This window comes from Georgenia alba, from assembly GCF_042665525.1.
Taxonomy (GTDB): domain Bacteria; phylum Actinomycetota; class Actinomycetes; order Actinomycetales; family Actinomycetaceae; genus Allobogoriella; species Allobogoriella alba.
In genome coordinates, this window is the sequence record NZ_JBHTCQ010000003.1 from 180,172 (window position 1) to 199,761 (window position 19,590).

Annotated in this window: 16 protein-coding genes; 8 read left to right on the plus strand and 8 right to left on the minus strand. The window is 73.6% G+C overall.

Going from position 1 to position 19,590, the window contains the following annotated elements:
* Window positions 1–33: 33 nt before the first annotated feature.
* From ACFQQL_RS14770 to ACFQQL_RS14800, 7 genes are all read left to right on the plus strand, one after another.
* The gene (locus tag ACFQQL_RS14770; RefSeq protein WP_382395724.1) at window positions 34–1,314 is read left to right on the plus strand and encodes a DUF7847 domain-containing protein; all 1,281 of its coding nucleotides are present in this window, start codon (window positions 34–36) and stop codon (window positions 1,312–1,314) included.
* Window positions 1,314–1,988: a DUF4129 domain-containing protein gene (locus ACFQQL_RS14775; RefSeq protein ID WP_382395726.1), complete on the plus strand. Its 675-nt coding sequence runs from the start codon at window positions 1,314–1,316 to the stop codon at window positions 1,986–1,988. The genes ACFQQL_RS14770 and ACFQQL_RS14775 overlap by 1 nt, the downstream gene beginning before the upstream one ends.
* On the plus strand, window positions 1,985–3,181 hold the full coding sequence (locus ACFQQL_RS14780) for a DUF4350 domain-containing protein (protein WP_382395728.1): 1,197 nt from the start codon (window positions 1,985–1,987) through the stop codon (window positions 3,179–3,181). The genes ACFQQL_RS14775 and ACFQQL_RS14780 overlap by 4 nt, the downstream gene beginning before the upstream one ends.
* On the plus strand, window positions 3,178–4,359 hold the full coding sequence (locus ACFQQL_RS14785; RefSeq protein WP_465254060.1) for an AAA family ATPase: 1,182 nt from the start codon (window positions 3,178–3,180) through the stop codon (window positions 4,357–4,359). The genes ACFQQL_RS14780 and ACFQQL_RS14785 overlap by 4 nt, the downstream gene beginning before the upstream one ends.
* The gene (locus ACFQQL_RS14790) at window positions 4,359–5,651 is read left to right on the plus strand and encodes a DUF58 domain-containing protein (protein WP_382395730.1); all 1,293 of its coding nucleotides are present in this window, start codon (window positions 4,359–4,361) and stop codon (window positions 5,649–5,651) included. Before ACFQQL_RS14785 ends, ACFQQL_RS14790 begins: the two co-directional genes overlap by 1 nt.
* A 74-nt stretch (window positions 5,652–5,725) precedes the next feature.
* Window positions 5,726–9,313 carry an ATP-binding cassette domain-containing protein gene (locus tag ACFQQL_RS14795; protein ID WP_382395732.1) on the plus strand — a complete coding sequence of 1,196 codons (3,588 nt, stop codon included), beginning with the start codon at window positions 5,726–5,728 and terminating at the stop codon, window positions 9,311–9,313.
* Window positions 9,314–9,347: 34 nt separating this feature from the next.
* The gene (locus tag ACFQQL_RS14800) at window positions 9,348–9,725 is read left to right on the plus strand and encodes an RNA-binding S4 domain-containing protein (RefSeq protein ID WP_382395733.1); all 378 of its coding nucleotides are present in this window, start codon (window positions 9,348–9,350) and stop codon (window positions 9,723–9,725) included.
* A 94-nt stretch (window positions 9,726–9,819) separates the two neighbouring features.
* Here ACFQQL_RS14800 and ACFQQL_RS14805 read toward each other — a convergent pair whose 3' ends face one another.
* From ACFQQL_RS14805 to ACFQQL_RS14830, 6 genes are all read right to left on the minus strand, one after another.
* Complete coding sequence (locus ACFQQL_RS14805; RefSeq protein ID WP_382395735.1) at window positions 9,820–11,178, minus strand: peptidoglycan DD-metalloendopeptidase family protein; 1,359 nt, start codon at window positions 11,176–11,178, stop codon at window positions 9,820–9,822.
* 10 nt (window positions 11,179–11,188) lie between these two features.
* Window positions 11,189–12,103 carry a permease-like cell division protein FtsX gene (gene ftsX / locus ACFQQL_RS14810; RefSeq protein ID WP_382395737.1) on the minus strand — a complete coding sequence of 305 codons (915 nt, stop codon included), beginning with the start codon at window positions 12,101–12,103 and terminating at the stop codon, window positions 11,189–11,191.
* Between the two features lie 17 nt (window positions 12,104–12,120).
* Window positions 12,121–12,810, minus strand: coding sequence for a cell division ATP-binding protein FtsE (gene ftsE, locus ACFQQL_RS14815; protein ID WP_382395739.1), 690 nt, complete (start codon window positions 12,808–12,810; stop codon window positions 12,121–12,123).
* A 132-nt stretch (window positions 12,811–12,942) separates the two neighbouring features.
* Entirely contained in the window at window positions 12,943–14,055 is a 1,113-nt protein-coding gene (prfB, locus tag ACFQQL_RS14820; protein ID WP_382395741.1) for a peptide chain release factor 2, read from the minus strand.
* A gap of 11 nt (window positions 14,056–14,066) precedes the next feature.
* Window positions 14,067–15,221: a multidrug effflux MFS transporter gene (locus ACFQQL_RS14825; protein ID WP_382395743.1), complete on the minus strand. Its 1,155-nt coding sequence runs from the start codon at window positions 15,219–15,221 to the stop codon at window positions 14,067–14,069.
* Between the two features lie 139 nt (window positions 15,222–15,360).
* Window positions 15,361–16,266 carry a LysR family transcriptional regulator gene (locus ACFQQL_RS14830; RefSeq protein WP_382395745.1) on the minus strand — a complete coding sequence of 302 codons (906 nt, stop codon included), beginning with the start codon at window positions 16,264–16,266 and terminating at the stop codon, window positions 15,361–15,363.
* Between the two features lie 71 nt (window positions 16,267–16,337).
* Between ACFQQL_RS14830 and ACFQQL_RS14835 the strand changes: the two genes are divergently transcribed.
* Window positions 16,338–16,856 (plus strand): CBU_0592 family membrane protein, encoded by a 519-nt coding sequence (locus tag ACFQQL_RS14835; protein WP_382395747.1) that lies wholly within the window; start codon window positions 16,338–16,340, stop codon window positions 16,854–16,856.
* A 47-nt stretch (window positions 16,857–16,903) separates the two neighbouring features.
* Here ACFQQL_RS14835 and ACFQQL_RS14840 read toward each other — a convergent pair whose 3' ends face one another.
* Both ACFQQL_RS14840 and ACFQQL_RS14845 read right to left on the minus strand, forming a co-directional pair.
* Entirely contained in the window at window positions 16,904–17,818 is a 915-nt protein-coding gene (locus ACFQQL_RS14840) for a hypothetical protein (RefSeq protein WP_382395749.1), read from the minus strand.
* A 49-nt stretch (window positions 17,819–17,867) separates the two neighbouring features.
* Complete coding sequence (locus ACFQQL_RS14845; protein ID WP_382395751.1) at window positions 17,868–19,553, minus strand: FAD-dependent monooxygenase; 1,686 nt, start codon at window positions 19,551–19,553, stop codon at window positions 17,868–17,870.
* Window positions 19,554–19,590 lie beyond the last annotated feature (37 nt).

Below are 19,590 nucleotides of genomic sequence, written 5' to 3' on the forward strand. Positions count from 1 at the left end.
CGATGGGGCCCACCGCGACGGGGGAGGTGAGAGGTGAGCGGCCAGTACGGGCAGTACGGCCAGTACGGCCGGTGGGGAGCCGACGGCGGACGGCCGGACGACGGCGCCGGCCAGCAGAACCCCCCGAACCAGTACGGCCAGCCCAACTCGCCGGAGCAGTACGGCCAGTACGGGCAGTACGGCCAGTACGGACCCTCGGGCGAGCACGGCCAGCACGGCGCCTCCCCCGGCTGGGGCGCCTCGGGCACGCCGGCATGGGGCTCCGCCGGCCAGCAGCCGACCGGTGCGGCCGCATACGGCCAGTACGGCGACGCCACCGCCCGGCCGCTGCCGCGCGGCTTCGGCGGGGGTGACCGGCCGGGGATCATCCCGCTGCGCCCGCTGTCGATCGGGGAGATCCTCGACGGCGCCTTCCGGGCGATCCGTGCCAACCCGCGTGCCACCTTCGGGCTCTCGCTCCTGGTCATGGGCGGCACGTCGGTGATCCAGGCGATCGTCCTCGGGATCGTCACCGGCACCTCGCTGCTCCCCATGGTGGACCAGGGCGCCGCCGACGTCGGGATGGAGGAGCTCGGCGCCGGGGCGCTGGCCGGCAGTCTCGGCACCATCCTGTCCACGATCGCGATCTTCGCCGCCTCGATCGTCCTCACCGCACTGCTCATCGTCTCGGTGAGCCAGGCCGTCGTGGCGAAGGTGGCCACCATCCGGCAGATGTGGGACGCCGCCAAGGGCCAGATCTGGCGCCTCCTGGGCCTGACGCTCCTCCTCGGGCTGATCTTCATGGCGTCGTTCATCGCCATCCTGGTCGTCGTCGGGGCCCTCGTCGGCCTCGTCGTCTCCCAGGGCACCCCGGACCCCGGCACGATCCTGACGGTGGTGGGTCTGTCGTTCGTGCTGATCTGTGCGGGCGGCGTCGCCATCGGCTACGTCGTCATCCGCCTGACGCTCGCGGCCCCCGCGCTCATGCTGGAGCGGATCGGCCCGATCACGGCGATCAAGCGGTCGTGGTCGCTCACGCGGCGGAACTTCTGGCGCCTGCTCGGCGTCATGCTCCTCACCTACGTCATCGTGGTCATCCTGACCTACGCCATCTTCATCCCGATCACGATGCTGGCCTCGTTCATCGGTACCCCCGGACCCGAGATGCTCTCGGTACTGACGGTCGTGCTCGGCGTCCTGATGGTCCTGGTCTCCGCGCTGACCACCCCGTTCGTCGCCGCCGTCATCTCGCTCGCGTACATCGACCTGCGCATCCGCAAGGAAGGGCTCGACGTCGCGCTCGCGGAGGCGGTGCGCAGCGGAGGATCGAGCTAGTGCCGGTTCCCGTCGTGCTGGCCGGGGTCCCGGTCGATCCCGACGCCGCCGAGGCGCAGGAGTGGGCGGAGGAGGAGCTCGCCAAGGCGGTCTACGACGACCAGCCCGGGCTGCTCGAGCGCATCATCATGTGGATCCTCGACGTGCTGGACGCGATCGGATCCCTCGGGGTCACCGCCCCGCCGTCCTTCGTGCCGGTGATCGTGGTGGCCGCGTTCGTGCTCGTGGTGGTGGTTGCGCTGCTGCTCGGCGGGCGGGTCCGCGCCCGGCGTCAGGCGACGGCGCGCACCTCGCACCAGCTCTTCGAGGACACCCGCGACAGCGCCGCGCTCCGTTCCGCGGCTGACGAGGCCGCTCGGCGCGGCGACTGGGAGACGGCCGTGCTCGAACGGTTCCGGGCAATGGTGCGGCTGCTCGACGAGCGGGCGGTGCTGGAGGACCGGTCCGGGCTCACGGCCCGGGAGGCCGCCGGGCTTGCCGGCTCGGCGCTGCCCGCGCTCGCCGACGACCTGCGCTGGGCGGGCCGTCTCTTCGACGACGTCTGCTACGGGCATCTGGCGCCCGGGCCGGCGGAGGACGGCCGGCTGCGCGAGCTGGCCGCCGCCGTCGGGAGGGCCCGGCCGGCGCGGACGCCGGCCGGGCCTCCCACCGAGCAGTGGGCGGGGGTCCGATGAGCGTCGCGGCGTCCGCCCCGCCGGCCGGGCAGGCCGAGCAGCCCGACGACGAGGCGCCGTCACCCCGCCGCACGCGGCGCCGTCGCCTCGTGACCGTCGCCGTCGTGGTGGTGTTCGTGGGGCTGGCGACCGTCGCCGCACTGATGGAGCAGCGCACCTCGGACCGGCCCTTCGCCCCGGACAACCCCGCGCCGGGCGGCGCGATGGCGGTCGCCGAGATCCTCCGCGACCAGGGCGTCGATGTCACCGAGGCGGGCAGCTGGGCCGAGCTGACGCACGAGGCCGGTCCGAGGACCACGGTGTTCGTGCCGGACGCGCAGCGGCTGCGGCCCGGCCAGTACGACGACCTCGTCGGCACCGGGGCGGACGTCGCGATCGCGGGCTACCCGTGGAACGACGAGGTCCTCCAGGACCTGCCGGTGGACGCCGAGCCCGGCAGCGGGCAGGGCGTCACGGTCGCCGAGTGCTCGGACCCGGACGCGCGGGCGGCGTCCCGCATCGCGCTCGGCGGGCCCGTGCTCCTGCCTCGCACGGCCGCCGATGCCACGGTCTGCTTCCCCGCGTCCGGCACCACCCCCGGCGCCGGCGGCTACGCGGTCTGGTCGGCGGACCAGGCCCAGGTCCGCTACCTCGGCGACCACACCCTCCTGACGAACGAGCGGCTCGCCTCTCACGGCCACGCGGCCCTGGCGCTGCGCATGCTCGGCCACCACGAGACGCTCCTGTGGTACATGCCCTCGACGGTCGCGGACACCTCGCCCGAACCCGGCCCGCAGGCTCCGCTGGTGCCGCCCGCCGCGACCTGGGTGCTGTGGACCCTGCTGGCGGCGGCGGCCGTGCTCGGGGTGGGCCAGGCACGCAGCCTCGGCCCGGTCGTCGCCGAGGTCATGCCCGTCGTCGTCCGCGCCGCGGAGACGACGCGGGGCCGGGGGCGGCTCTACCGCCGCGGACGCGCCCGCGGGCACGCCGCCGAGTCGCTCCGGGCCGGCACGGCGAGCCGGCTGGCCCACACCCTCGGGCTGCCACGGTCCGCCGACCGGCCCACCCTCGTGGACGCCGTCGCCCGGGCGACCGGCCGCGACCGCACCGACGTCGACAACCTGCTCTACGGCACCGCACCGACCGACGACCGCGGGCTGCTCACCCTGTCCGCCATGCTTGACGACCTGGAGAGAGAGGTCCATCGATCGTGAGCCACGCATCCGGCCCGGGCGGCGACGAACGCTTCGCGCCGCGCCCCGCCCACCCCGCCCAGGCCGACCGGCCCCCGCCCTCCCCATCGCCCGGCCCGCAGGCACCCGGCCCTGCGGGACCAGGCCCGCAACCGGGACCGGAGGGGCACGGACCGGGGCCGGCCCCGCGTCAGCCCGCCGGGCCGGGCGTCCCGGCCCGGCCGCCGACGGGCGGGCCGGCACCGTCCGACTCTTCCTCCCGCGGTCGGCTCGCCGCGCTGCGGACGGAGGTCGGCAAGGCGGTGGTGGGCCAGGACGCGGCGGTCACCGGTCTGGCGATCGGGCTGCTGTGCGGCGGCCACGTCCTCCTCGAGGGTGTGCCCGGCGTGGCGAAGACGCTGCTCGTGCGCACCATCGCGTCGGCGCTCGACCTGGGCACCAAACGCGTGCAGTTCACGCCTGACCTCATGCCCGGCGACGTGACGGGCTCGCTGGTCTACGACGCGCGCACCGCCGAGTTCTCCTTCAAGGAGGGCCCGGTCTTCACCAACCTCATGCTCGCCGACGAGATCAACCGGACGCCACCGAAGACCCAGGCAGCCCTGCTGGAGGCGATGGAGGAGCGGCAGGTCTCGGTCGACGGGCAGCCCCGGAAGCTTCCCGACCCGTTCATGGTGATCGCGACCCAGAACCCGGTGGAGTACGAGGGCACCTACCCCCTGCCCGAGGCGCAGCTCGACCGGTTCCTCCTGAAGCTGATCCTGCCGCTGCCGGAGCGGCGCGAGGAGATCGAGGTGCTGCACCGGCACGCCGGCGGCTTCGACCCGCGGGACCTCGGCGCGGCCGGGGTCCGTGCCGTCGCCGGGCCGGCCGACCTCACGACGGCGCGGCAGGAGGTCCGTACGGTGCAGATCGCGCCCGAGGTGCTCGGCTACGTCGTGGACATCGTGCGGGCCACCCGCACGTCGCCCTCGCTGTCCCTCGGCGTCTCCCCGCGCGGGGCGACGGCGCTGCTCGCCACCGCACGGGCCTGGGCGTGGCTGTCCGGCCGGGGCTACGTCACCCCGGACGACGTCAAGGCGCTGGCCCACCCGACGCTGCGGCACCGTGTCCAGCTGCGGGCCGAGGCCGAGCTCGAGGGCGTGACCGCGGAGACCGTGCTCGACGGCGTGCTCGGCACGGTGCCGGTCCCCCGCTGATGATCCCGAGCACCCGGGCGGCGCTGGTCACCGCCCTCGGCGCCGTCCCGGTGGGCCTGTGGCCGCGGCTGTCCACGCTGGCGCTCTGGGGCGGCCTGGTGGTGCTCGCCTGCGTACTCGACTGGCTGCTGGCCGCCTCACCGAGGGACGTGCGCGTCGAGCGGTCGGTGCCCGGCTCGGTCCGGCTCGGTGAGCCGGCCACGTCGACGGTGACGGTGACGAACACGGGCCGACGGCGGCTGCGGGCGCTGGTGCGGGACGCCTGGCCGCCGTCCGCCGGGGCGGCGGAGAACCGGCACCGGGTGACGGTCCCTGCCGGTGAGCGCCGTCGGGTGCGCACGGCGCTGCTGCCCACCCGCCGCGGGGAGCGGCCCGCCGACCAGGTCACCGTCCGCTCGTCCGGCCCGCTCGGCATGGCCGCACGGCAACGGTCGCTGCCCGCGCCGGCGAGCCTGAGGGTGCTGCCACCGTTCCACTCCCGCCGCCACCTGCCCTCCCGCCTCGCTCGGCTCCGCGAGATCGACGGCCGGGCGGCCGTGCTGGTGCGCGGGCAGGGCACCGAGTTCGACTCGCTGCGCGAGTACGTCATCGGTGACGACGTCCGCGCGATCGACTGGCGCGCGACGGCGCGCCGGGCCGACGTCGTGGTCCGTACCTGGCGGCCCGAGCGGGACCGGCGGGTGCTGGTGGTGCTGGACGTGGCACGGCTGTCGGCCGCCCGGCTCGGCGACGCACCGCGCCTGGACGCCCAGATCGAGGCGGCGCTGCTGCTGGCCGCGCTGGCCACTCGCGCCGGGGACCGGGTCGACCTGGTCGCGATCGACAGCCAGGTCCGTGCCCGGGTCACCGGAGAGTCGGGGCCGCGGCTGATGAGCGCCCTGGCACAGTCGCTCTCCGGTGTCGAGCCGTCGCTGGTCGAGCTCAGCACGGTCACCGTGACGCAGGTGGTGCGCGACTCCCTCTCCCAGCGCGCGCTCGTGGTGCTGCTGACGGCGCTGGAGCCGTCCGCGATCACCACCGGGCTGCTGCCGGTGGTGGGCGCGATCGCCCACGACCACACGGTGGTGCTGGCCTCCGCGGCAGATCCCGAGGTCGCCGAGCTGCGTGCCGACCGGTCCTCCGCCGACGCCGTCTACGACGCCGCGGCCGCCGAGCGCGCGGCCCTGGAGCGGGACGCCGTCGCCGTCCGGCTGCGGCGCCGAGGCGTCGAGGTCGTCGAGGCGACGCCCGAGGAGCTCGCCCCCGCCCTCGCGGACACCTACCTCGCGCTCAAGGCCGCCGGACGCCTCTAGCAGGCGCGCCGCTGCCCGCGGGTGCGCCGGAAAATCCGTGGGGCGGGCCGTCCCCGGAACCGTAACGTTGCCGGGTGACCTCGCAGGACACGCTCCTCGGCGATCCGCCGGTGCAGCGGCCCGAGCGCCCGGCGGCCGCGACGGCGGACCCGAGCCGGACGCTGGACTGGCGACGCCTGCGCGGCCCGCTCTCCGCCGTCGCGCTGACCGCGTTGGCCGTCGGGGCGACCGGCCAGGCCGTCGGCACCGTCGCGGCCGGACGTCTCGCCGAGCAGGCGACCGTCGTCGGTCTGCTGCTGCTGGCGCTGTGCATGGTGGGCGGGGCGATCATCGACTCGGCCGGCCAGGTGGTCTGGGCCGGCGTCGTCGACCGGGCCGAGGGCCGGCTGCGGGGCGACCTGCTCACGGCGGCGATGAGCCAGCCGCTCGCGACACTCTCGGAGCAGGCTGTCGGCGAGGTCCTGGACCGGGTCGACGACGACACGCACGCCGTCGGCACGCTCGTCCGACGCCAGCTGTGGAGCGCCGGCCGCACGGTGGCCGGCGTCGTGCCGATGTGGGTGGTCGCCGGGCTGACCTGGTGGCCCGCCTGGTTCGCGTTCCCCGCCCTCGGTGCCGTCGTCGTGCTGCTGGTCCGCCCGCTGCTCGGGGAGATCGCGCGCCGCAAGGTGGTCGAGGAGGTGGCCTGGACCGACCACGCCGCGGCCTTCGAGGAGGCGGTCGCGGCCCGCAACGACCTGCGCACCAGCCTGGGGCAGCCGTTCGCGGTCCGCCGCCTGGCGCAGCTCTCCGCCGAGGTCCACCGCACGTTCGCGCGGGTGGTGCGGCTGGAGGCCTGGCTCATCACCAAGAGCGAGGTCATCCTGCACGCCCTGCTCGGCGGCGTCGCCATCGCCGGCGTGGCCGCGGTCGCCGGGGGCGGCCTGTCCATCGCGAGCATCGTCACGCTCTTCCTGGTCACGGCGATGCTCGTGGGCTCGGTGTCGAACATGGTGCAGCACCTCCCGGACATCCAGGAGGGGCTCGGGGCGGTGATCCGTCTGCGGCAGATGCTCGGTGTCGAGCCCGAGCCTGAGGGTGGCGCCGACGTCCCCGACGGGCCGCTGGAGCTGCGGGTGCACGACCTGCGGTTCGCGTACGACGAGGGCACCTTCGCGCTCCAGGACGTCTCGCTGCGGGTGCCCGCCGGGCAGACGGTGGCCCTGGTCGGACGCACGGGCTCGGGCAAGTCCACGCTCGCGGCCCTGTTCTCCCGGGCCGTGGAGCCCCCGCGGGGGTCGGTGTTCCTGGGCGGCGTGGACCTGCGCGACCTGGACCTGCAGAAGCTGCGTGCCGCGGTCGGCGTGGTCACCCAGCGGACCGAGCTGCTCTCCGGCACGCTCGCCGAGAACATCGCGCTCTTCGCACCGGTCCCGCGCGCCGACATCGAGGCCGCCGTGGCCGAGCTACGGCTCGGCGAGTGGGTGGCGAGCCTCCCGGACGGGCTGGACACCCAGCTCGGTCCCGGCGGCACGGCGCTGTCCGCCGGCGAGGAGCAGCTCGTCGCGTTCGCCCGCCTGCTCGTGCGTCAGGTGCAGGTGGTCGTGCTCGACGAGGCGACCGCCCGGATGGACCCGCTGACCGAGGCCCGGGTCGTCGCCGCGTCCGAGCGGCTGCTGCGCGGCCGGACGGGTGTGCTCATCGCCCACCGGCTCTCCACCATCGAGCGGGCCGGCCTGGTCGCCGTCCTCGACCACGGCCGGGTGGTCCAGCACGGGCCGCGCACCGAGCTGGCCACGGCCCCCGGCCCCTTCCGCGACCTGCTGACGGCAAGCGCCGCCGCCGGCCCGCTGCTCGCCGAGGACGAGGCGCCTGCGACGTCTGTGCCCGGGCACGGAGACGCCCACGACGGCGCAGGGGACCCGGCCCCGTCGGCCGACGCGACCGCGGTGGGAGCGCGCCGCCGGCACGGCACTCCCCCGGAGCTGCCGGACCCCGGTGACGGGCCGAGCCTCGCCCGCAGCGTGCTGCACTCTCTGCTGGTCCGTCCGCGGTGGGGGTTGTGGGGAGCGGTGCTCTTCCTCGTCTCCAGCCTGGTCGCCGCCCAGGGTGCGGTGACCGGGTACCTGTGGGGCGGCATCGTGCAGACCCTGCAGTCCGGCGAGGCCGTGCCGTGGCTGCGTCTCGTCCTGCTGGCCGGGCTGGTCATGGTCGCGCCGCTGGCGCTCGCCTGGGCCATCGCGATCTACCCGCGCTGGTGGGTCGAGATCCTGCTGCGGGTCCGCATGCGCGTCATGCACGGGCAGACCCGGCAGTACCGGCTGCGGCCGACCCCGCCCGGGGAGATCGTGGCCCGCGCGATGGACGCCGACCGGTTCGTCCGGTACGCCGATCGCTGGGTCGACTTCGTCAACGGCCTCGTCGTCGCGGCGGTCACGGCGCTCATCGCCCGGTCCTGGCTGGCGGGTCTGGTGCTGTTCGGCGTCATGGCGATCTCCGCGGCTGCCTCGGCGGTCGGCAGGCCGATCGCCGGTCGCTCGGCGGCCCGGTCCTCGGCCGCGCGAGCACGGTTCGGCCGTGCCCTGGTCTCCTCCCTCGACGCGGCCCGCACGGTGAAGCTCGCCGCGCGCACGCCGGACGTGCACCGCCACCTGCGTGAGGTCGACGCGGGGCGGGTGGAGGCGGCGGTCTTCGAGCACCGGGTCCAGGCCGTCCTGGACGGCGTCCCCATCGTGATGCTCCACCTCGGCGTCGTCGCCGCGTGGGCGGCGCTGCTGTCCGGCACGTGGGACCTGGCCACCACACTGCTCGTGGCGAACGCGGTCATGGGGTTCGGCTGGTTCGGGATCGTGGCGGGGGCGGTGGTGACCGAGGCGCCCGGCACCTGGGCCTGGCAGCGTGCGACCGCCCGGTTCGCGGGCGGGGTGGACCTCGTCGACCAGGTGAACGGGGTGGACCTGGTCTCCGGGACGGCGCCCGGGCCACCGGCACCGCCGCGCCGCCCGCTGCAGACGCTGGAGATGTCCGGCGTCACGGCCGTGCACGACGACGGCACCCTGGGGGTCTCGGACGTGGACCTGTCGGTGCGCCGAGGCGAGCTCGTGCTGCTCCTGGGTCAGGTGGGCTCGGGGAAGTCGAGCCTGCTGTCGTCCCTCGCCGGGCTCATGGAGCACACGGGAGAGATCCGCTGGAACGGCGCGCCGGTCACCGACGTGGCGTTCCTGAGGCCCGGCCAGGTCGCGTACGTCGCGCAGGTGCCGCGGGTGCTGTCCGGGACGTTCGCCGACAACGTCCGTCTCGACCACGAGCGCGAGATCGACCGCTCGATCGACGGCGCGCGGCTCGGCCAGGACGTGGACGAGGCCGGCGGTCCGCACGCCTTGGTCGGCCACCGCGGTGTGCGCCTGTCGGGCGGGCAGGTGCAGCGTCTCGCGCTCGCGCGGGCATTGGCCGCCGACGCCGAGCTGCTGCTGGCCGACGACGTCTCCAGCGCCCTGGACGCCGCCACCGAGATCGAGCTGTGGGACTCGTTGCGGCAGCGGGGCACCACGGTCATCGGCGCGACGTCGAAGCGGGCAGCCCTCGCCCGGGCGGACCGGGTCGTCGTGCTGCGCGAGGGCCGGGTCTGCGACGTCGGGCCCTGGCGCGAGCTGGCCGGGCGGTGGAGCCACCTGGCCGGCTGAGCGGGCCACCGCCGGCACGATCTACGCTCGGTCCATGAGCGGCGTGGCCTCGACGCGTGTCGACCGGTGGCTGTGGGCCGTCCGGGTGTTCAAGACCCGCTCGGCGGCGGCCGCCGCGTGCCGGGCCGGGCACGTGCGCGTCCGGGGCGAGCGGGCCAAGCCGGCCACCTCGGTCGCCGTCGGGGACGAGGTCGTGGTCCGGGGCGTCGATCGCAGCCGCCCGGAGCGCATCCTCGAGGTGCGGCGGCTGCTCGAGAAGCGGGTGGGCGCCTCGCTGGCGGCCGAGGCGGTGGTGGACCGCAGCCCCGCGCCGCTGCCCCGCGAGCTCTTCGCCGTCCCGGTGCGCGAACGCGGCTCCGGCCGGCCGACCAAGCGCGAGCGTCGCGAGATCCAGCGCCTCCGCGGCTACTGACGGCCTGGGGCCGGGTGCGTGGCGGGCGCGGGAGGACGGAGTCCCGCGCCGATGACTGGTCCACGCAGACGCGTCGCCTACCGGGCCTGACCCGTCACCAGAGCGACATCGGGTCGATCGTCGAGCCGTTCTTCCACACCTCGAAGTGCACGTGGCAGCCGGTGACCGCGCCGGTGGCGCCGGTGTAGCCGATGACCTGGCCCTGGGACACGGACTGCCCCTGGGAGACGGCGAAGCCGGATAGGTGGTTGTAGACGGTGACGTAGGAGGCACCGTTGATGACGCCGTGGTTGATCATCACCTGGTTGCCGTGCGTGCCGTTCCCGTAGGCGCCCCGGACGGCGCTGACAGTCCCTGCCGCGGCGGAGTGCTGCGCATTGCCGCACGCCGAGCTCAGGTCGACTCCGTTGTGCATGAACCAGCCGCCGGTGATCGGGTACACGCGGTACCCGTAGGACGAGGTCACGACCAGGGGCGTCACCGGCGGCGCGATGAAGGCGCTGCTTCCGCCGCCGCCACCGCCGCCACCGCCGCTGGGGGGCGGGGCCTGCTCCTCACGCGCCGCGCGCTCGGCCGCCCGGCGCCGTGCCTCCGCGGCTCGCCGGCGGTTCTCCGCGTCGATCTCGGCGATCTCGGAGGCGATCGACTGCTGGTCCTCCTCCAGGTCCGAGAGCTGCGACTGGTACTCGGACTGGCGCTCCTCGAGCTCGGTGGACAGCTGCTGCATCTCGGCCTCGATCTGCTCGATCTCGGCCTTGCGGGCGGCGGCCTCGTCGCGGGCCTCGTTCGCCGCGACGACGGCGGCATCGGCCTCCGCCTTGAGCTCGGTGATCCGCTCCTGGACGGCCTCCTGGCGCTGCTGCCGGTTCCGGGTGACCGCGGTCGCCTCCTCGAGGTCCTCGAGCACGCGAGTCTGGGAACGCACCGCCGAGGTGGTCACCGAGTAGCTCTGCAGGAAGTCGTCGGTCGAGGACGCGTCGAGGACGACGTCGAGCGTCGAGGTGGCGTTGTCGCCGCGGTAGGTGCTGCGGGCTAGCTCCCCCATCGCCGACTCGGTCTGCGCGATCTCCTCGGTGCTGGCCGCGATCTCCTCCTCGAGGGAGGCAGCCTCGGCCTCGGCCACCTCGAGCCGCGCGGCCACCTGCTCCTGGTGCCGCTCCGCCGCCGCGAGCTCCTCCTCCGCGCGCTGCAGCTCCGCCTCGGCCTGAGGCAGGCGCTCACGGGCGCGCTCCAGCCTGAGGTACGTCTCGGCGAGGTCGGCGTCGACGCCCTCGAGCGAGGACTCCAGCTCCGCCTGCCGGTCGGCGTTGCGCTGCTGCTGCTGCTGCAGCTCGTCCCGGCGGTCCGCGTACGCGGACGGCGCGAGCAACGACAGGACGAGCAGGCAGAGGACGGCGACGGTTGCGCGACGGGTGTTGCGTCGGGCGGTGCGTCGGGGGGAAGGACGGCGCACGAGACCCACCTCAGACTTTCGTGTATCGACCGAGTGTCACCAGTGAGCTGATACCGGCGAGCAGGATGGCGGCGAGGACGAGGAACGGTGCCACGGTGAGCACGTCACCGGTGTCGATGAACTGCACCCACGGCGTCGACGTCGCGAGCCACTCCTCGACCAGGTACTTCACGCCGAGGTAGAGCCCGCCGACGGCGAGCACGGCGCCCGCGAGCGCGGCGAACGCGCCCTCCAGCATGAAGGGCAGCTGGATGAACAGGTTCGACGCGCCGACCAGACGCATGATTCCGGTCTCCCGCCGGCGCGACATCGCGGACAGCCGGATGGTCGTGGTGATGAGGAGCACGGCAGTGACGATCATGACGACGGCGAGGCCGATCGAGAGCATGGTCGTGCGGTTGAGGATGAGGAACAACGGCTCGAGCTGCTCGCGCTGGTCGACCACGACCTCGACGCCCGGGCGGCCGCCCAGCTCGTCCGCGACGATCTGGTACTGCTCGGGGTCCACGAGCTTGACCCGGAACGACACCTGCATCTGGTCCTCGGTCACCGTCTGCGCCCAGACGGTGTCCTCCATCTGCTCCTGGAACGCCTCGTAGGCGTCCTGCTTGGTCTCGAGGTAGACCTCCTCGACGTACGGCTCCAGGGCGTCCGACTCCAGGAGGGCGGCGACGTCGTCGATCTGCGCCTGCGTGGCCTCGCCCTGCGCGCAGTTCGGGGTCGAGGAGCTCGCCGGGCACATGAAGGCCGAGACCTCGACCTTGTCGTACCAGTCGTTCTTGAGGTTCTCGACCTGGATCTGCAGGAGCGCGCCGGCGCCGACGAAGATGAGGGAGATGAAGGTGACCAGGGCGACCGAGACGGTCATCGCGAGGTTCCGCGAGATCCCCTGGATCGTCTGGGAGAGGACAAATCTCAGACGCATAGCTGCCTCTCGCCCCCTTACCGCACCGCGCCGTAGACGCCGCGCGACTGGTCGCGGACCATCACGCCGTCGGAGAGCTCGACGACGCGCTTGCGCATCTGGTCGACGATCTCGTCGTCGTGGGTCGCCATGACGATGGTGGTACCGGTGCGGTTGATGCGGTCCAGCAGCCGCATGATGCCGATGGACGTGGTCGGGTCGAGGTTCCCGGTGGGCTCGTCGGCCAGCAGGATCGCCGGCCGGTTCACCATGGCCCGGGCGATCGCTACGCGCTGCTGCTCGCCACCGGAGAGCTCGTGCGGGAGCCGCTTCTCCTTGCCCTCCAGCCCGACCATCTCGATGACCTCGGGCACGGTGGTGAGGATGTGGTGCCGGGGCTTGCCCGTCACCTGCGGCGCGATCGCGACGTTCTCGAAGACCGTCTTGTTGTTGAGCAGCCGGAAGTCCTGGAACACCGTGCCGATCTGACGGCGCAGGTGCGGGACCTTCCACGAGGAGATCTGCCCCAGGTTCTTGCCGAGCGCGTGGATCTTCCCCGACGTCGGACGCTCCTCGCGCAGCACGAGGCGGATGAACGTGGACTTGCCGGAGCCGGAGGCACCGACGAGAAACACGAACTCACCCCGCTCGACCTCCAGGCTGACCTGGTCGAGAGCGGGGCGCGCGCCTCGGGCGTAGACCTTGGAGACGTTCTCGAATCTGATCACGGCGACTCTCGGCCAGTCTCGACAGCGGGGAAGAACAACCACTGGCCTCCGCGCAGACTAGGCATGCCCGCGGACCGAACCACCCTCGACACGCCGCGACGGGGCCCCGGAACTTCGGTCGGCCGAGCTCGCTCAGGCCTCGTTGTTCTTGCGCCAGCGGATACCGGCGTCGATGAAGTCGTCGATCTCGCCGTCGAACACGGCTGCCGGGTTCCCGGACTCGTGCTCGGTGCGCAGGTCCTTGACCATCTGGTACGGCTGCAGGACGTAGGAGCGCATCTGGTCGCCCCAGCTGGCCTTGACGTCTCCGGCGAGCGCCTTCTTCTCGGCCTGCTCCTCCTGCTGGCGCAGCAGCAGCAGCCGGGACTGCAGCACGCGCAGCGCGGCGGCACGGTTCTGGATCTGGGACTTCTCGTTCTGCATGGACACGACGGTGCCCGTGGGGATGTGCGTCATGCGCACGGCGGAGTCCGTGGTGTTCACGGACTGCCCGCCCGGCCCGGAGGACCGGAAGACGTCGACCTTGATCTCGTTCTCGGGGATCTCGATGCTGTCGGTCTGCTCGATGAGCGGGACCACCTCGACCGCGGCGAAGGACGTCTGCCGCCGCCCCTGGTTGTCGAAGGGCGAGATCCGCACCAGCCGGTGCGTGCCGCCCTCCACCGAGAGCGTGCCGTACGCGTACGGCGCCTTGACCTCGAACGTCGCGGACTTCAGCCCGGCCTCCTCGGCGTAGGAGGTGTCGAGCACCTGCGTCGGGTAGCCGTGCCGCTCGGCCCACCGCAGGTACATCCGTAGCAGCATCTCGGCGAAGTCGGCGGCGTCGACGCCGCCGGCGCCGGAGCGGATGGTCACGACCGCCTCGCGCGGGTCGTACTCCCCGGACAGCAGGGTCCGGACCTCCAGCTCGCTCAGCGACTTCCGGATCGTCGTGAGCTCCTTCTCGGCGTCCTCGAGGAAGGCCGCCGCGTCGTCGCCGTCCTCCTCCTGGCCGAGCTCCACGAGAGCCTCGAGGTCGTCGATCCGCTCCCCCATCCGCTCCACGCGCCCCAGCTCGGCCTGGGCGTGAGAGAGCTTGGACGTGACGGCCTGGGCGGCGTCGGGGTCGTCCCAGAGGTCGGGCGCCGCGGCCTTCTCCGAGAGCTCCGCGATCTCGGCCTTGAGCGCCTCCGGGTCCGTCACGGAGCGGATGGAGTCGTAGGTCGAGCGGAGCTCGGAGATCTCGGCGGAGAAGTCGATGGCCACGAGCGGCTACGTTACGCGATGCGGCGGTAGGCCGGGGTGGCCAGACCGACGACGGCGAGCGCGACGAGGACCGTCCCGAGCATGACCGTGGCCATCGCCACACCGTGCCCGCCGAGCGCCCCGACGATCGGGGAGATCGTGCCGGCGAGGCCCGCCTGGAGCGCGCCGACGGTCGCCGCCGCGGACCCGGCCCGCTCCCCGTGCTGGGAGAGCGCCAGCGCCGAGGCGTTCGGCATGAGGAGCGAGTTGGTGGACACCAGCAGGAACAGCGGCACGAGGAGGGCGACGAGACCGCCGGTGCTGTGGTTGCCGGCCAGCGCGACGAGGAGCAGCCAGACCGCCAGGACGACCGCCGCCGGCGCGACCACCCGGATGACGCCGAGCGGTGAGAAGCGCCCCATGAGCGCGGCGTTGATCTGGGACCCGGCCACGAGCCCCGCGCCGTTCAGCGCGAAGATGAGCGCGAACTGGGTCTCGGTGAGCCCGTACTCCTGCTGGAAGACGAAGGGTGAGCCCGAGACGTAGCACATGAGGCTGCCCAGGGCCAGGCCCGGCAGCACCGCCAGCGCCATGAACTGCCGGTCCCGCAGCAGGTACCCGTAGCCGCGGAAGGCCGCGCGCAGCCCGTCCGCCCGGCGCCGTTCGGGCGGCAGGGTCTCGGGCAGCGCAAGCGCGACCACGCCGATCATCGCCGCCCCGAGCACGGCCAGCACGACGAAGGTCGAGCGCCACCCCCACAGGCTGGCGATGAGCCCGCCGGCTGTCGGCGCGAACAGCGGCGCGACCCCGATGACCAGCATCAGGCGCGACATGAGCACGGAGGCGCCGGCGCCGCTGTACCGGTCGCGGATGACCGCCATCGCCGTCACGGTGGCGGTGGCGTTGGCGGCGCCCTGGAGGAAGCGCAGCACGACGAGCGGCCAGATGCCGGCGCTCACCGCGCACAGCACCGACAGCACGACGTGCAGGCCGAACCCGACCAGCACCGGCAGCCGCCGGCCGTACCGGTCCGACAGCGGGCCGGTGAGCAGCTGCCCCGCGGCGCCGCCGACCAGCACTCCGGTGATGGTCGCCTGGACCAGGGTGTGTGAGGCCTCGAGCTCGTCGGCGACGACGGGGAGGGACGGCAGGTACATGTCCGTCGTCACGGCAGGCAGAGCCGCCATCGAGCCGAGGATGAGGACCAGTGATACGGGGGGCCGCGCTCTGGCGGGAAAACTCACGGATGCCATCGTGGCACGGACCCGACCCGTCGGCAGGGTCGACCAGCAGATGGATGAGGGCGAGTCCGCCGTCCGGGCGCCCTCAGAGGGGCTCGAGCGCGGCCGCGACGCGGATCATCTGCTCCAGCACGGCGAGCGTCGCCGCGCGCGGCTCGGTGCGGGTCACGCGGTGCCGCACGAAGAGGCGGCGGTAGCCGAGCCCGGGCGGCGCGGCCCACTGGACGTTCTCCGGCAGGTGCCGGCGGATGGCGAGCTCCGGCAGCAGGGCGATGCCGAGGCCGGCGGCCACCATGGACAGGGCGACGTCGAAGTCGCGGTACCGGTGCGCGGCGCGGGCGGTGAGGCCCAGCTCGGTCGCGAGCCGGTCCAGGGCGCGGGCGGTCGCGCCGCTCTGCTGCGGAGCCAGCCAGGTGCGGTCCGCGAGCTCGAGAAGCCCGGTGGGCGCCGGCTCGCTCGCCGGCATGGCGACCACCCAGGGCTCGTCCAGGAAGGGCACGTCGAACGTGCCCGCCGGCGGCGGGGCCTGGACGGTCACGTCGTGCTCCGTTACGAGGAGGTCGAGCTCGCCGCGGCGCAGCGCCCGCTGGCCGTGCTCCTCCGCGACCTCGTGGACCACGAGGTCGATCCCGGGCAGTGCCTGCTCCAGCTCCTCCAGCAGCGGCACCAGGACGGCACGGATGACCGTCTGGAAGGCCCCGACCACGACGACGCCGGAGACGTTCCCCTCCAGCTCGGACAGTGCGCGGCGCGCCTCACCGAGCTCGGACTCGATCCGCTCCGCCGTCTCGGCCAGGAGCCGTCCTGCCGGGGTGAGCACGGCGCCGGCGGGCTGCCGGTCGAGCACGCGGATGCCCAGCTCGGACTCCAGACGAGCGATTTGCTGAGAGACGGCAGAAGGGCTCACATGCATCGCGTCGGCCGCCGCCAGGACTCCTCCGGACCGGCTGACAGCCAAGAGAAAACCAAGTCGGCGTGGGTCGATGTCCATGTAGCAGAACTGTACTCCGGATACGGAAACATTCGATTGATCTTTACGAGATCAGGCCTCAGGCTGGAAGCATGTCTGTGCTCCTCACCCTCGTTGCCGTGATCGGCTGGGTCGGCGTCGCCGTCCAGCTGATCGCGTATGCGCGCCTGTCCAGCGGCCGGCTGCGCGCGGGGTCGGTGAGCTATCAGGGCCTCAACGTCATGGGTGCCATGGCTGTCGGTGCGAGCTCTGCCGCCTCGGGTGCCTGGCCGTCCGCCGTCGCGAACGCGATCTGGATCGGCATCGGCGTCATCGCCATCATCGCACTGCGTCGCCACATCCTCGAGCGCCGGCTGGCGGCCGCCCGCCGCAAGGCGGTCGCCGTCGCCGAGTCGAGCTTCCGGCGCGCCGCACGGCGCTCGGTCGTCTCCCCCGCCGGCGCGACGACGGACGGTGACGTCGCCGTCGCCATCGCGGATGCCGACGGCCCGGCCTCGGCGCAGCCCTCGTCCGAGTCCGCGGTGCCGGGCGGCGGTGGCGGCAAGGCGCCGACCCGCCCGCCGGGCCGCCGTCGGACGCGCCGGCGTCGTCGGTCACAGCTGGCCGCCTGACCCCCACGGCCACACTCTCCGTCAGGGCCGGGACCGAAGGAGAAGCGTCACGACCTGCCCTGCAGGCCGCGCAGCGTCCGGCGGGCGTCCTCGAGCGCGTCCTCGGCCTCCTCGGCCGCGGCCGTGGCCGAGTCGCGGGCGTCCTCGGCCATCTCGAGCCGGTCCTCGGCGTCCATGAGCGCGTGCTCCCGGTCCACGAGGCGACGGCGTAGCTCGTCGATCTCGGAGCGCAGCTGCAGCGCGCGGGCCTCGAGCCGGGAGACCTTCTCCTCCTGGGACTTGACCTCTCGACCGGCCTTCCGGGCCGCGCGCTCGGCCTCCTCGACGGCGGAACGGGCTCGCTCGGTGGCCGCCTTCCGCTCGGCCTCTTCGTCCTTGCCCGCCCGCGCGCGCCTCGGGGACGCCTTCCGGCCGGACGCGCGCGGCGCCGCCTCGCCCAGCGCATCGGGCACCGCCACCACGCCCTCGAGGTCGACGCTCCCGAGGCCGGTGGCACTCATCGGCTGGACGAGCAGCCCGGTGCGCAGCGCGGCGGCTGCGGTCTCGTCGGCCATCGCGGCCTGGAGGGTGTCGGCGGCCTGCTCCGCCACCGAGCCGCTGACCTTCTGGTCCTGCTCGGCGGCGAGGTCACGGCCCTTGTCGACGACCGCGGCGAGCAGCTTGCGCCGCTGCTGCCCGAGGGCGCGCAGCTGCTTCGCGTCGAGGTCGCCCTGCGCCCGGCGCAGCGTCTCGCCGAGCTCGAGGACCTGACCGATCTCCTCCGACATGTGCCGGACCATGAGGTTCACCAGCCAGGCCGCGGTCGACGGCTTCGCCAACCCCTGGATGGCCCAGGCGAGGTCGGTGTCGCCGTCCTTGCGGGCCTGCTTCGCCCGCGTGTTGCGGGTGGGCACGAAGTCCCCCAGGGGCAGCCCGTACAGCTCGTTCGCGACGGAGAGAAGGTCGGGGGACGGGCTCGGCATGAGCCCATTCAAGCGGACCCGGGCTGGCCCTGCTGACCGCGGCGCAGGCTCAGCCGGTGCGGGCGGCCGCGAGCGCCTCCGGGTCCGCGGTGTCGGCACGGCGTCGTGCGCCGAGCCGCGCGGAGAACGCCGGCACGTCCTCGGGCAGGTGATCACCACGCCAGGCGATGTGCTGGTCCTGCCGCACCAGGAGGTAGCGGGTCGTGTACTCCGCGGGCGCGAGCGCACGATCGAGCACGAGCACCTCGACGGGCAGGCCGGCGCGACCGGCCTCGTCCGCCCACGACCCGCCCGCCGCGCCGTCGTCGAACGCCACGAGCGTGTACCAGGGGGCGAGCCGGTCGTAGAGGGAGGAGCCGTCGGGCAGCCAGAAGTGCGGCAACCGGCACCCCGGCACGGTCGAGGGCGTGTACTCCCCCATCGTGTAGGCGGGCGCCTCGCCGTCGGGGACGATGATCGGCGAATCGGCGTAGGAGTAGCCGAAGTTCAGGCCCGCGGCGGCGAACTGCTGCACGTTGAGGTCGTACGCCAGGCGCCCGAGCTGCCGGCGAGCCCGCTCGCCCGCCGGTCCGTCGGCCTCCAGGTCCTCCGGGACGTCCGTGTCGCCGATCTTGCGCAGGTGGGACATGGCGAGCCGGGAGACCTGGTCGGTGATCGGCTGCCGCTCGGCGACGTAGGCGTCGAGGATGGACTCCTTGGCCCAGCCGTCGACGACGGCTCCGAGCAGCCAGGCGAGGTTGAGGCCGTCGGCGATGCCCGCGTTCATCCCGTACCCCCCGTACGGCACCCACAGGTGGGCGGAATCCCCGGCCAGGAACACGCGGCGGTCACGGAACGTGTCGGCGACCAGGCGCCGGGCGGTCCAGTCCTCCTCCGAGATCACCCGGTAGGCGAAGTCCTCTGGGACGCCCAGGATGTCCCGGATGGCCCGGTCACGATCGACGCTGCCCCGCGCCGCCTCTTCCTCGCTGAGGTAGGTGTGCACGAGGAAGACGTCCTTGCCGTCGATGGCGTACACGTGGCCGTTGCGGCCGGAGCCGAAGGTGTAGCACCCCCAGCCGGGCGGGGCCTGCATGAGGTCGTAGAGGCCGGGGGCGGAGATGCACGTGGACTGCACGCGCTGCAGGACCGGGTCGCCGTGCAGCCGCGCGCCGATGGCCTTGCGCACCATGGATCGGCCGCCGTCGGCACCGATGAGGTAGCGCGCCCGCACCGATCCCGTCGTCCCGTCGGCGCGGCGGACGGACGCGGTCACGCCCTCCTCGTCCTGGGACACGGACTCGCAGCGCACGCCGTTGCGCAGCTCGGCGTGCTCCAGGGTGGTGACGTGGCGCTCGAGGATCGGTTCGAGGTACCGCTGGTTCACCCGGTGCGGCGGCTCCGGCGTCGCCCACGTGGTGTCCGGCCCGACCGCGCCGCCGCGCCGCCGGTCCGCCCGGGAGGGGATCGGGATGCGGCCGAACTCCGTGCCGGTGACGCTCGTGCGGAAGACGATGTCCTGAGGATGCTCGGGCGGCAGGCCGGCGTCCCGGACCGTGTCCGCGACGCCGAGCCGCCGGAAGGCCTCCATGGTGCGCGCCGATACGTGGTTGCACTTCACGTTGGGCGGCTCGAGGTAGGGCCGTTCCTCCAGCACCACGGTGCGCACACCGCGTCCGTCGAGGTCCATCGCGGAGACCAGTCCTACCGGTCCGCCTCCGACGATGACGACGTCGGCGTCGAGCTGTTCCGTCATGCCGTTCCCTTCATGTCCGGCCCCTCCGAGGTGCTCG

Bases quoted from the DNA above. Each gene is read 5' to 3' on its own strand.
- ACFQQL_RS14780 (WP_382395728.1), top strand. From the start codon at position 1,985: ATGAGCGTCGCGGCGTCCGCCCCGCCGGCCGGGCAGGCCGAGCAGCCC.
- ACFQQL_RS14790 (WP_382395730.1), top strand. From the start codon at position 4,359: ATGATCCCGAGCACCCGGGCGGCGCTGGTCACCGCCCTCGGCGCCGTC.
- ACFQQL_RS14800 (WP_382395733.1), top strand. From the start codon at position 9,348: ATGAGCGGCGTGGCCTCGACGCGTGTCGACCGGTGGCTGTGGGCCGTC.
- ftsX (WP_382395737.1), bottom strand. From the start codon at position 12,103: ATGCGTCTGAGATTTGTCCTCTCCCAGACGATCCAGGGGATCTCGCGG.
- ACFQQL_RS14825 (WP_382395743.1), bottom strand. From the start codon at position 15,221: ATGGCGGCTCTGCCTGCCGTGACGACGGACATGTACCTGCCGTCCCTC.
- ACFQQL_RS14830 (WP_382395745.1), bottom strand. From the start codon at position 16,266: ATGGACATCGACCCACGCCGACTTGGTTTTCTCTTGGCTGTCAGCCGG.
- ACFQQL_RS14835 (WP_382395747.1), top strand. From the start codon at position 16,338: ATGTCTGTGCTCCTCACCCTCGTTGCCGTGATCGGCTGGGTCGGCGTC.
- ACFQQL_RS14840 (WP_382395749.1), bottom strand. From the start codon at position 17,818: ATGCCGAGCCCGTCCCCCGACCTTCTCTCCGTCGCGAACGAGCTGTAC.
- ACFQQL_RS14845 (WP_382395751.1), bottom strand. From the start codon at position 19,553: ATGACGGAACAGCTCGACGCCGACGTCGTCATCGTCGGAGGCGGACCG.